10 protein-coding genes are annotated in these 12,101 nt (G+C 62.5%); 7 read left to right on the forward strand and 3 right to left on the reverse strand.

What is annotated here, in order from left to right; translation table 11 throughout:
* Nucleotides 1–16: 16 nt before the first annotated feature.
* Nucleotides 17–1,522, reverse strand: a complete 1,506-nt coding sequence (cysG, locus tag AC4CWF_RS03095) for a siroheme synthase CysG (RefSeq protein WP_491283669.1) — start codon at nucleotides 1,520–1,522, stop codon at nucleotides 17–19.
* A 262-nt stretch (nucleotides 1,523–1,784) separates the two neighbouring features.
* On the opposite strand from cysG, the gene AC4CWF_RS03100 reads away from it, so the two are divergent.
* From AC4CWF_RS03100 to AC4CWF_RS03120, 5 genes are all read left to right on the forward strand, one after another.
* Nucleotides 1,785–2,834: a LacI family DNA-binding transcriptional regulator gene (locus AC4CWF_RS03100; RefSeq protein ID WP_491283670.1), complete on the forward strand. Its 1,050-nt coding sequence runs from the start codon at nucleotides 1,785–1,787 to the stop codon at nucleotides 2,832–2,834.
* Nucleotides 2,831–3,172 (forward strand): hypothetical protein, encoded by a 342-nt coding sequence (locus tag AC4CWF_RS03105; protein ID WP_491283671.1) that lies wholly within the window; start codon nucleotides 2,831–2,833, stop codon nucleotides 3,170–3,172. The genes AC4CWF_RS03100 and AC4CWF_RS03105 overlap by 4 nt, the downstream gene beginning before the upstream one ends.
* Nucleotides 3,172–4,107: a nucleoside hydrolase gene (locus AC4CWF_RS03110; protein WP_491283672.1), complete on the forward strand. Its 936-nt coding sequence runs from the start codon at nucleotides 3,172–3,174 to the stop codon at nucleotides 4,105–4,107. Before AC4CWF_RS03105 ends, AC4CWF_RS03110 begins: the two co-directional genes overlap by 1 nt.
* Entirely contained in the window at nucleotides 4,104–5,885 is a 1,782-nt protein-coding gene (locus AC4CWF_RS03115) for an adenine deaminase (protein WP_491283673.1), read from the forward strand. The genes AC4CWF_RS03110 and AC4CWF_RS03115 overlap by 4 nt, the downstream gene beginning before the upstream one ends.
* A 157-nt stretch (nucleotides 5,886–6,042) precedes the next feature.
* A complete protein-coding gene (locus AC4CWF_RS03120; RefSeq protein WP_491283674.1) occupies nucleotides 6,043–6,408 on the forward strand; it encodes a hypothetical protein in 366 nt (121 codons plus the stop codon).
* A 15-nt stretch (nucleotides 6,409–6,423) separates the two neighbouring features.
* On the opposite strand, the gene AC4CWF_RS03125 is transcribed toward AC4CWF_RS03120, so the two are convergent.
* Entirely contained in the window at nucleotides 6,424–7,155 is a 732-nt protein-coding gene (locus tag AC4CWF_RS03125) for a response regulator (protein WP_491283675.1), read from the reverse strand.
* A gap of 125 nt (nucleotides 7,156–7,280) precedes the next feature.
* Here AC4CWF_RS03125 and AC4CWF_RS03130 point away from each other — a divergent pair, with 125 nt between their 5' ends.
* Both AC4CWF_RS03130 and AC4CWF_RS03135 read left to right on the forward strand, forming a co-directional pair.
* Entirely contained in the window at nucleotides 7,281–8,033 is a 753-nt protein-coding gene (locus AC4CWF_RS03130) for a Crp/Fnr family transcriptional regulator (RefSeq protein ID WP_491283676.1), read from the forward strand.
* A gap of 40 nt (nucleotides 8,034–8,073) precedes the next feature.
* Nucleotides 8,074–9,984, forward strand: coding sequence for a hybrid sensor histidine kinase/response regulator (locus tag AC4CWF_RS03135; protein ID WP_491283677.1), 1,911 nt, complete (start codon nucleotides 8,074–8,076; stop codon nucleotides 9,982–9,984).
* Nucleotides 9,985–10,064: 80 nt separating this feature from the next.
* Here AC4CWF_RS03135 and AC4CWF_RS03140 read toward each other — a convergent pair whose 3' ends face one another.
* Entirely contained in the window at nucleotides 10,065–11,945 is a 1,881-nt protein-coding gene (locus AC4CWF_RS03140; protein ID WP_491283678.1) for a putative bifunctional diguanylate cyclase/phosphodiesterase, read from the reverse strand.
* Between the last annotated feature and the right edge of the window lie 156 nt (nucleotides 11,946–12,101).

Genomic DNA, 12,101 nt, shown 5'->3' on the forward strand with positions numbered 1-12,101 from the left:
AATGCTCTAACGTCTGTCAGATGGCTTGCTGAACCGGCGCTTCGGTGTCGGTCGTAGCAAGCGTGGCAAAAGCCTTCGCCTTGATGAAGGCATCGCCGATGCCGATCAGGACAGGATTTTCGTAGCCGATGTCAGCCATGGCGGAGGGCATATCGACAAGCTTGCCCACCCAGCGCCGTTCCTCCTCGCGCGCAATGGCGCTGACGATGACGGCAGGCGTTTCCTCGGCCATGCCGTTTTCGCACAGTTTCGCGGTAATCGCTGATGCCGTGCGCCCACCCATATAAAAGACGGTGGTGACCGTGGGGTCGGCAAGTTTTGACCAGTCGAGATCGGCGGGCAGTTCGCCCTTGCGCGAGTGGCCGGTCACGAAACGCACCGATTGGGCGTGGTCGCGATGGGTCAGCGACACCCCGAGCCGGGCGGCCATGGCCGTGGCGGAGGTAACGCCGGGAACGATCTCGACGGGAATACCTTCTTTTTCGAGGCTCTCGATCTCCTCGCCGGCGCGACCGAAAATCATCGGATCGCCTGATTTGAGCCGAACCACGCGCTTGCCGCTCTTGGCAAGCGCGATCATCGTGGCGTTGATATCTTCCTGCTTGCAGCTTTCCCGACCGCCGCGCTTGCCGACCAGCATACGTTTTGCCTCGCGCCGCGCCAGTTCCAGCACATCTGCGGACACCAGGTCGTCGAAGAGAATAACGTCGGCAGCCTGCAACGCGCGCACGGCCTTCAGCGTCAGCAGTTCCGCATCGCCGGGGCCGGCGCCCACCAGCGTCACCCGGCCAACCGGCTGTTCACCGGTTCCATGGGCAATACGCCCGGCATCGGCCACCAGCGTTGCGGCGGTTGTTTCGCCCGGAGCCTCCCGAAACACTCGGTCGACAAACCCTTCCCAGAAGCTGCGCCGTTCGGTGCCCGGCTTCAGCTTTTCGTTGATCGCCTCGCGAATGGTCTGCGCGATTTCGGCCCAGGCTTTCAGCGCTGGCGGCAGAAGCGTTTCGATGCGCCGGCGGATGGCCTGCGCCAGAATGGGGGCGGCGCCATCGGTGGAAATGGCAATCACCACCGGCGACCGGTTGACGATGGAGCCGAACTGGAACTGACAGAATGCGGGCTTATCGATAACGTTGACGGGCACGCCGGCCGCTTTGGCGGCACAATAAAACGCCTTTGCCTCCTCGTCCGTCTCGCAATCACCGAGCGCCATTGCCGCATTTTCGAAGATATTGATGTGCCAGGGATGGTCGTGAAGCACCAGCATCGGCACATCGCGCGCAGCCTGCTCGGCAATCATGCCTGAAAATGTATCGGAAAGGTCATGTCGAGGACAGAAAACATGCACTTTGGCACCGCAGGCAACCAGCAGTTCGGCTTTCCAGGCCGCGCCATCGGAGCCGCCGGCCAGCACAACGCGCTTGTCGGCAAGGTTGAAGAACACCGGCAGCTTCGCCAAGGGCTCCATGCGGGCCGGCGTCGAGCGGCGACTGTCGTTCTTCAGCGGCTGCAGGGCTTGCATCACCGTACTCCCGGTATCGTGGTTCATCCTGCCGATAATCTGCGGCAGATATCTGATCAACTATGCATGTTTCGTGCCACTTACACGGGTTCTCGCGCAAGGAATAATCCTTCAAAAAACCGGGTGGGCGTGGAAAATGCCGATTGTTCTTCGCGCTCTCAGGGCTTCGGCCTTCAATTTGGCGTTGGAGCGCCAGAATTTCCTCGACAGGGGCAGGCGTTCGCAGTAATCGCTTAAACGATTAATCATTGGCAGTTTCCCGATGCGCAGCGAAAAACCGAAATTGGCCATGATCGCCGAAACGCTGAGCGTTTCCGTCGCCACCGTGTCCAATGCTCTCTCCGGCAAGGGACGGGTGTCACCGGAACTTGCAGACCGCATCCGTGAGACGGCGCGGGATCTCTCTTATGTGCCGAGCATGGCGGGCCGGGCGCTGCGCACCGGCAGAAGCGGCGTTCTCGGTCTTGTCCTGCCCGATATCGCCAATCCGCTGTTTCCGCAGATTGCCCAGGCCATCGAACAGGCCGCTTCCACCGCCGGCTATGGTGTGCTGATCGGCGATTCGCGGGGCCATACCGGCGTGCAGACCGAAGCAATCGACCGGCTGATCGACCGCGGGGTTGATGGCATGGTGGTGATCCCGCGCCGTGGCACGCGCATTTCCGATATCGGCTGCCCCGTCGCCGTCATCGATACGCCCTCGACCCCCGGCAATACCGTCTCATCCGATCATTGGGATGGCGGGCGCCAGATGGGCGCGCATCTGCGCGGGCTTGGTCATCGCAAGGTGCTGATCCTTGCCGGGAGCCCCCAGTCCACGGTGCAGAACGATCGGGTCGGCGGGTTAAAGAGCGGCCTTGGACCGGATACCAAGGTTGAGGTGGTCTGGCTCGAAAAGCTGGCGCCGCCCGATGTGCCGGGCCGTCCGCTCGGTCTTGCCGCCTGCGTTCGCCAGGGGTTCACCGCTTTTGCGGCGCTGTCGGATCTGACGGCCGTTCGCGCGCTGACCGAATTGCAGGGTGCCGGCATTGCCGTGCCGGATCAGGCAAGCGTTGCCGGGTTTGACGATCTCATCTGGTCCTCGGTGGTGACGCCATCGCTGACCACGCTGCGCATGGACATGGCCGAGATCGCGCGGCTTGCCGTCGCAGCGCTCACAGCCGTCATAGAAGGACTGCCGCGCGGACGAGTGGCGGCCTCCGGCACGGTCACGGCCGAACGGCCGAGCGTGCCGATGATGCTGGTGGTCCGCCAATCGACCGGCCCCTGCCGCAGCCTGTTGCCTGACATGGCGGAAGGGGCGGGGCAATGATGATGGCCGTTTCGTTCAGGGCGGGCCTGCCCACCCATCGCAACATTCGTAATCCTGGCCTTGCAAAGCTGTGCGCCAGCCCCATTTCCGCCTTGCTTCAGGCGTTTGGTGAATGGGATGGACAGACGCTGATAACAGGCGTTCGCCCGGAAGCCCCAGACATGAAATTAGAGATGACCGACCATGTTCCGATAGCGGCGGAACAGGTCCGTCAGCCGCGCGTGATGTGCCTGGTCTCAGGTCCTTTCCAGGGCGTTGCGCGCGGCGAATTTTCAAAGCCGATCCTTTCCAGCCACAGCTGCGCCTCTTCCGGCCGCGCCCTTTTCAGGAGGGCGTGATGGGCGTCTGGGTCGATACCGACATGGGGTTTGACGATATCGCCGCCATTCTGGTGGCAAGCCATGGCCGTGAACCGGTCGATGGAGTGTCGCTGGTTTTCGGCAATGCCGGATTGGGGCAGGTCGAGCGCAACGCCTGCGGCGCGAGCATGGCTTTTGGCTGGTCCTTTCCACTCTTTCGGGGGCGTTCTGCTCCCGTGCTCGGCCGTCTGGAGACGGCAGAAAGCATCCTCGGCGATCACGGAATGCCAAGTGCGGGCAAGCGCCTGCCCGAGGTTTCTGTGGTCCTGCACGCCGAGGATGCTTTTTCAGCGCTGTGCGGCTGGCTTCAGCGCAAGCAGGCGGATGGGCTCCCGCGGCGCATCCTGGCGCTCGGACCGCTCACCAATCTGGCAGCTTTTGTCCTTGCGCGCCCCGATCTGGCGGCCGGTATCGATGATATCGTCTGGATGGGCGGCGGCGTCACCACGGGCAACCACACGGCATCGGCCGAATTCAATGCCTTTGCTGATCCCGAAGCGCTCGCCATCGTGCTCTCCCATGGTTTGCCGCTGCGCATGGTCGATCTCGATCTCTGCCGCAAGGTTCTGGCCTCGCCTGCCGATGTCGTGCCGGTGCGCGCGGCGGGCGGGCGCAATGCCGCGCTGATAGCCGATCTTCTGGCCGGCTTCATCGACATTGCCATCCAGCGCGGTCGCCCGGCCATGTCGCTTTATGATGCGGTGGCTGCCGTCGCCTTCATCCGTGACGATCTCGTCACTTGGCGCCGCGCAAGGCTCGACGTGGAGCTTTCCGGCACCCATACACGCGGCCGCACGGTGGTCGAGACCCGCGACGGACGCGCTCCGTTCAACGCCGATTATGCCGTCGATATCGATGTGGACGCCGCGCGAAAACTCATACTCGACATTCTTAAAAGTGAAGCATCCCGATGACCCGTCCCTTCGAACTCTTCGATCTCAACCTGCCGGAACTGCGCCGCCGCGCCGTGCAGGCCGCGCGCGGAGAAGGGCCTTTTGACGTCTTGGTTAAGGGCGGAACGCTCGTGGATGTGGTGACCGGCGAATTGCGCGCCGCAGATATCGGCATTGTCGGGCCGATGATTGCAAGCGTTCATGCGCCGGGCAGCCGCACCGACGCTGCAACCCTCATCAATGCCGCCGGCGCCTTCCTGTCGCCCGGCCTTATCGATACGCATATGCATATCGAAAGCTCGATGGTGACGCCCGCCGGTTACGCGCAGGCCGTGGTGCCGCGCGGCGTAACCACGGTGGTCTGGGATCCGCATGAATTCGGCAATGTGCTCGGTCTTGCCGGGGTTAACTGGGCCGCAGACGCCGTGATCGACCTGCCGCTGCGGGTCATCCTGCTCGCTCCGTCCTCTGTTCCCTCGGCGCCGGGTCTTGAGCTTGCCGGTGCCGATTTCGGGCCGGATGTGCTGCAGACCCTGCTGGCGCGACCGGATATCGCCGGCATTGCCGAAATGATGAACATGCGCGGCATTATCGAAGGCGATCAGCGCATGGAGGGCATTATCCAGGCGGGGCTGGAGACCGGCAAGTTGATCTGCGGCCATGCACGCAGCCTTTCCGGCCCCGATCTGCAGGCCTTCATCACCGCCGGCGTCACCTCGGATCATGAGCTGGTGTCCGGCGCCGATCTCCTCGAAAAGCTGCGCGCCGGCCTCACCATCGAGCTTCGCGGCAGCCATGATCACCTGCTGCCGGAATTCGTCGAGGCGCTGAACGCGCTCGGCCACCTGCCGCAAACTGTGACGCTCTGCACCGACGATGTGTTTCCCGACGATCTCCACTCAGCCGGCGGTCTGGATGATGTGGTGCGCCGTCTGGTGCGCTACGGCATGAAGCCGCAATGGGCGCTGCAGGCGGCAACCATCAACGGCGCGCGCCGGCTTGGCCGGCCGGATCTCGGGTTGATCGCGCCCGGACGTCGCGCCGATCTGGTGCTGTTCGAAGATCTGGAAAGCTTTGACGCCCGCCGCGTGCTGGTCTCTGGGCGCGAGGTTGCCGCCGGTGGCGCGCTGCTGTCGCCGCCGTCCGCCACCGAAACGGTGACGCTTGGCGATACGATGAAGCTGTCAGCCCTGACTGCCGATGAATTTCGTATTCCGGCCACGGGCTCTTCTGCCCGCATCGCCACCATCGATCGGCCCCGCTTCACGCAATGGGGCGAAGCGACCGCCGACATTGCCGATGGCCATGTGGTGCCGCCGGAGGATACGACGCTGATTGCCGTCATCCATCGTCATGGGCTTGCACCCGCCACACCGCGTATCGGTTTCCTCACCGGCTGGGGCAGCTGGCGCGGCGCCTTTGCCACCACCGTCTCGCATGACAGCCATAACCTGACGGTGTTCGGCAAGGATCCGGCTGACATGGCAGCGGCAGCCAATGCGGTGATTGCCGCAGGCGGCGGGCTGGCCGTTGCCGCTGACGGCGTGGTTAAGGCGGTACTGCCGCTGCCGCTTGCGGGCCTTGTGGCCGATGGCAGCATTGCCGAGTTGGCATCGGGCTTTGCGGCCATCAAGGCCGAGATGGATCGCATCGTCGACTGGCAGCCGCCTTATCTGGTGTTCAAGGCCTGTTTCGGCGCAACGCTTGCCTGTAATGCCGGCCCCCACCAGACCGATCTCGGCATCGCCGATGTCACAACCGGAACACTTCTGGAAAGCCCCATCCTCGAAACGGCCTGACCTCATCGGGCCGTTTTGGTGCGCGCAAATGGCTCGCAGTTGATTTTGCTCAATGCGCGCGGGTCTTCGGCACGCCAGATTTTCCCATTGCAAATTGTCTGCCGGTGGCAGCGCATCTGCAGGCGCAGGAAGGGGTTGCCCCTCGAAGGGAAAGTTCATGGTTTCCGGTTACCGGGTTGCCGATATCACGACATCACAGGTGGACCGCGCCTTTGCGCTGGTGCAGGCCGCCGATGCGCACGCCGAACTTTCCACCTGGCGCCGCACCTGCGAGGACGTGATTGCCGCACAGCGGGAGGGCCGGGCTTTCGATCGCCTGATGGTGTGCGAAAATGCCAATGGATACCTGAAAGGCCTTTGCCTTGTGCATCGCCGTGACACGCCGGACGAGCACCTGCTCGACGTGCCTCTTTATGTGGTGATGGCGGTCGTGGACGAGGAGGGCGTTCGCCAGACCCTCTCGGAACACCTGCAGAAACTGGCCATTGAGACCGGCTGCCAGTTGATGCCGATCCCGGAATGAGCGCTTGCGCGGCCTTCAGGACGTGCTGGTCTCTGCCGTGAAAATGTAACCGACGCCGCGCACCGACCGGATCAGCACGGGGTGCGTCGGGTTGGTCTCGATCTTCTTACGCAGGCGCGCAATCTGCGCATCGATGGCACGGTCGAAGGCTTCCATCTGGCGCCCCCGCGTCTGGTCCATCAGCATGTCGCGGGTCAGCACTCGGCCGGCATTGCGGATCATCACCGTCAGCATGTCGAATTCGCCGGTGGTCAGATCCACTTCCTCGTCGTTGGGGTTGAGCAGCCGACGCCGGCTGATTTCCAGGCGCCAGCCGTCGAAGGCAAACACCTGTCCGATCTCGACCTGCGGCGCCTCCACCGGCCGGCGACGGCGCAGGATACTGCGCACCCGCGCCAGCACTTCGCGCAGGTGAAAGGGTTTGGGAATGTAATCGTCGGCGCCCACTTCCAGGCCGATGATGCGGTCCACCACATCATCGCGCCCGGTCAGCATGACGATTGGCACGTCGGAGGTTGCGCGCACTTCGCGGGCCAGCGCCAGGCCATCTTCGCTATTGGGCAGCACCAGATCGAGCAGGATGAGGTCGATTGTGTAATCGGCGAGCGCCTTGCGCATCGAAACGCCGTCAGAAGCGCCGGTGACGAGAAAGCCTTCATCCTCGAAATAACGGGTCACCATCTGGCGGATACGCGGATCATCATCAACGATGAGGATACGCTCGGCCCGCCGCTCGAGTTTCGTCATGCTTTGCTCGACTGCTTTAAACGCTGTTACAGACTGTTACACATTTCAACCCACCGTAACATGCCCGGCATCCTTCTGTCACCGCTCCCCGCCATAGTTTGGCCATCAGGACAGAGGGACGCACAATGCTTTCGACGGGCTCAAACGCACATTCCAATTTCGCCGCCGTAGCGATGATGAAACCGCAGCTGGAGACGCTTGACGAACTGTTTGCCGCGGTGCCGCGTGAGACGTTGGACGTCGGCGCCGGCCTGTTCTGGGAAGGGGATCGTGCCCAGCACATCTTCGAGGTGTCTGAAGGTGTCCTGAGGATTTTCAAGATCATAGGCGATGGGCGTCGTGTCATTACCGGCTTTCTTTATGCCGGCGACATGGTGGGGCTGACACTGCGCGATGTCTATCTCTACAGCGCCGAAGCGGTCACGCCGGTCAAGGTTCGTCGTCTCACCAAGAAGGCTTTTCAGGATGCCGTCGAGTATTCTCCGGAACTTCGCCCGCGGCTTTTTGCCCTGATGTGCGACGAAATGGCAGCCGCCCAGGACCAGATGGTGCTTCTGTCGCGCAAGAGCGCCGAGGAGCGGGTGTGCAGTTTTCTGATGCTGACGGTCCGGCGCATGCAGGGCGACCGGCAGCTTGGCCGCACGGTACAGTTGCCGATGAGCCGGCAGGACATGGCCGACTATCTTGGCCTCACCATCGAGACCGTCTCGCGCACCATCACCAAGCTGATTGCACGCGGTGTGATCGTCCCCAATGGCCGCCACGCGTTCGATATCGCCAAGCCCGGAAAACTGCTTGCGCTGTGCGGCGATGGCGATAGTTATGAGGAAATCGGCGAGCGTGGCGCAAAGACCAGGCAGGCCGTCTGGCCGCATTGAACGTGGCCCCGTGCAATCGCTTTGACTGTTAGGGTTTTCTATGGGTGAGAAGGTCAATGCCGGGCAGACATTCGATGTATCGAGCCTGTTGTCGCTTCTTGGTCCGATCAATGTCATCGCGCATGATGCCGAAGGGCTGATCTCCCATTGGAGTGCCGGCAGTTCCGGCCTGTTCGGCTGGAGCGCCGAGGAGGTGGAGGGGCTCGACATACTGGCGCTGTTGCAGCCTTCACCCCCGATTGTACTGGCCGATATTGTCGCCGTCATCCGCGCCGAGGGTGCCTTCAAGGGCAATCTTGAATATCGCCATAAGGACGGCCATACGATTTCGGTTCTCAGCCGCTGGGTGATGGCGGATGTGGCCGATGGCAAAGGCCCGCTGGTCGTCCAGATCAACGAGGATTTTCGCGCCGCAGCCACCATCCAGGAAAATCTTGCGGTGCGCGAGGCGCATTTCCGTTCGATCCTGCAGACCGTGCCGGAAGCCATGGTCGTCATTGACGAGGCCGGCATCATCACCTCGTTTTCCTCCACGGCGGAAGATCTGTTCGGTTATGACGCAGAGGAGGTGGAGGGGCGCAATGTGTCGATCCTCATGCCATCGCCCGACCGGGATGGCCATGATGGTTACATCCGCCATTACATGACCACCGGGCAGCGCCGCATCATCGGCATCGGCCGCGTTGTGAAGGGGCTTCGCAAGGACGGCTCGACATTTCCGATGGAGCTTGCCGTTGGTGAGGCGGTATCCAATGGCAAGCGCATCTTTACCGGCTTCATACGCGATCTCACCAGCCGCCACCGCATCGAGGAAGAACTGCGCCAGGCGCAGAAGATGGAAGCCATCGGCCAGCTGACCGGCGGGCTTGCGCATGACTTCAACAATCTCCTGACGATCATCAGCGGCAATCTGGAAATGCTGGAGATGAAGCTGCAGGATCCGAAGGCGCTGACGCTTTTAAAGGAAGCGCAAGGCGCAACCGATGACGGCGCCAAGCTGACGGGGCAGCTGCTGGCCTTCGGCCGGCGCCAGCCGCTCAACCCCCGCATGACCGATCTGGGGCAGATGGTCTCCAGCTTTTCAGAGCTGATCCGCCGCACCATCGGCGACCGCATCGAGTTGCGCACGACCATTCGCGGGGGTGGCAACGAGGCGCTGGTCGACGGGTCGCAGTTGCAGAATGCGCTGCTCAACCTCACGCTCAACGCCCGCGATGCCATGCCAAGGGGCGGTCAGCTCACCATCGAGGTCAGCCGCGTCCATCTCGACATGGATTATGCGCAGATGTATCCGCAGGTTCGCGCCGGCGATTATATTCTGGTTGCCGTCACCGATACGGGAACCGGCATGACCGATGAGGTGAAGCAGCGCGCTTTTGAGCCGTTTTTTACCACGAAATCGACCGGCGCCGGAACCGGGCTTGGCCTCAGCATGGTCTATGGTTTCGTGCGCCAGTCCGGTGGACATGTCCAGATCTACAGCGAACAGGGCCAGGGCACCAGCATCAGGCTTTTCCTGCCCAGCGTCGTCGATGCGTCGGCGCTACGACCGGGCGAGGAGCGTATGGCGGCTCTGGCGGATATTCCCGGCGGCAGCGAAACCATTCTGGTCGTGGAGGATGATCCCCGCGTGCGCCGGGTTGCCGTCGCGCGACTGGAAAACACAGGCTATACCGTGCATCAGGCCGGAAACGGCATCGAGGCGCTGGCCGTTCTTGACGCCCATCCGGAAGTGGCGCTGCTGTTTACCGATATCGCCATGCCCGGCATGTCGGGCGATCAGCTGGCAAAAGTGGTGCGCGAGCGGCGCCCGGATATCCGCATCCTCTTCACCTCGGGTTATGCCGAACCGGACATTGCCGGCAAGCAGCTGGCGGCCGATGGAAGCTGGCTGAAAAAGCCTTATACGGCGCGCGACCTTGCGGTGCAGTTGCGCCTGTTGCTGGATTGATTTCAAGCGCTATCGGCAACCGTTATCGCCCGGAGCCGGTTCCCCCGCCGTTGAACGACGTGGGGGAGCGGATGCGGCTTTCAGCTTGCCCGCGCAACGGGCCTTGCGGTTTGCGGCGAAAGGCGCGACAGCTGGGCCGCAATGTCTGACGGTGCCATGGAGCGGCCATAGAGATAGCCTTGGCCGCAATCGCATCCCATCATCTTCAGGGTGATTTCCTGTTCCACCGTCTCGATGCCTTCGGCAATCGTGGTTACGCCGATGTCCTTGCTCAGTAAGATCAAGGCGCGCGTGATGGCGGCATCCCGCTGTTTGGTGATGAGATCGCGCACAAACCCTTTGTCGATCTTCAGCGTGGTGATCGGGTAGCGTTGCAGCGTGCCGAGAGAGGCATAGCCGGTGCCAAAATCGTCAAACGCAATGCCGACGCCCAGTTCACGCAACTCGCTGATCACCTTGAACGACTGGTCGCCATCCTGAAGTGTGGCCGTCTCGGTAATCTCAAGCTCGAGGATGGCGGGAGCGATGTCATAGCGCTTGAGCAGTTCCGCCACTTCGGTGGCAAGGTTTGCGCAGCGGATCTGGGACGGGAAGAGATTGACGCTCATCTTGACCAGAGGCAGGCCGCTTGCGGCCCATTCGGCCAGCTGCCGGAGTGCCTCGTTCAGCACCCACCAGCCGACATCGACGCTCAAGGCGCTCTGCTCCAGCATCGGCAGGAATTCGACAGGCGGCAGCAGGCCGCGCTCGGGATGTTGCCAGCGGATCAGGGCTTCCATGCCGCAAAGGCTGCCATCGCGCAGGTTGACCTGGGGCTGGTATTGCAGAACGAATTCGCGCTTGGTAAGCGCCCGCAACAGGTCGCGCTGCACAGCGCGCCGGTTCTGCGCGACGGCCTGAAGCGAGGCATCGAAAGCCACTGCTTTATGTATATCGGAGCGCTTGGCGTGTAACAGGGCGAAATCGGCCTGGGCCACAAGCTCTTCCGGGTCGGCCTGATCTGCGACAATAGCATAACCGACACTGCCAATAACCCGCAGCCGGTGGCCGCTGATCATGAACGGGGTTCCCAGCGCATCCAGCAATTGCGCGGCCAACGCATCGACCGTGTCGCCGGTCGCGTGTTGCGGCAGAAGGATGGCGAAGCGGTGTGTGCCAATTCGCGCCAGCGCCATATCCAGGCCAAGCGGCAGGCTGGTGCGGATGACAATGCTCTGCACGAGCGTATCGTGGATCTGTGGTCCGAGATGATCGTTGATGTCACGCAGACCCTCGATGTCGAGCATGAGGACCGCGCCGACATTCCCGTCTTCGCACTGCTCGCGCAGCAGTTCTTCAAAGCCATGGCTGTTATGGAGCCCGGTCAAGGTGTCGTGATTGGCCAGACGCAGCAGGCGCGCCTGGCGGCTGTGTCGTTCGGATATATCGGAAACGGCGGCACCCAGATGCCGGCCCTCGTTGGTGTCCCACGCGGTCAGCACGACCTCGAGGGGGAATTCGTGCCCGTCGCGATGGCAGGCCAGGATTTCGAATGCCTTGCCGTTCAGCTCGCCGGGACTAAGGTTCATCATGCTTGAGAGAATGTGCTGGCATTCTTCCCGCAGGCGTTCCGGGACCAGGAGCAAGGACGGCAGGCCCATCAGCTCATCGCGACCGTAACCAAATAGCCGTAAGGCTGCGTCGTTGATGAAATCGACCACCCCGGTGGTGTTGATTGAGAAAAGCGGAAGGTGTGTGGCATTGGCAAAGCCTGCGGCATTCGAGATCGCGGCCTCGGCCAGATCGACGTCGGCATACGTCACCCGGTCCCCGCTCATCACCTTCAGCATCGTTGCCTCTTTCTCGGAGCGTGGCGTGAGCTTGTCGATCGGGCTGAAGGATGACGGCAGTGACACCTGAAGGCGGGCCTCCGGAGCAGACGATGTCGCAGCCGTGGAAGCCTTCGGCCGCTCTTGTCCCATCGATGTTCCGGCCGCAACCGCCGACGCAGCGCATGTGCGAGCGCCCTGCACGGCGATCGTCGCACTGGGTCCCTCGCACGGCGCGAGACCATGCCGCGGCGAGAGGGCGGAGGTGTCCACATCAAGGTTAAGTTGCATCATGGCTCCGTGGGAACG

The sequence above is a fragment of the Neorhizobium sp. PAMB6630 genome (genome assembly GCF_058242775.1).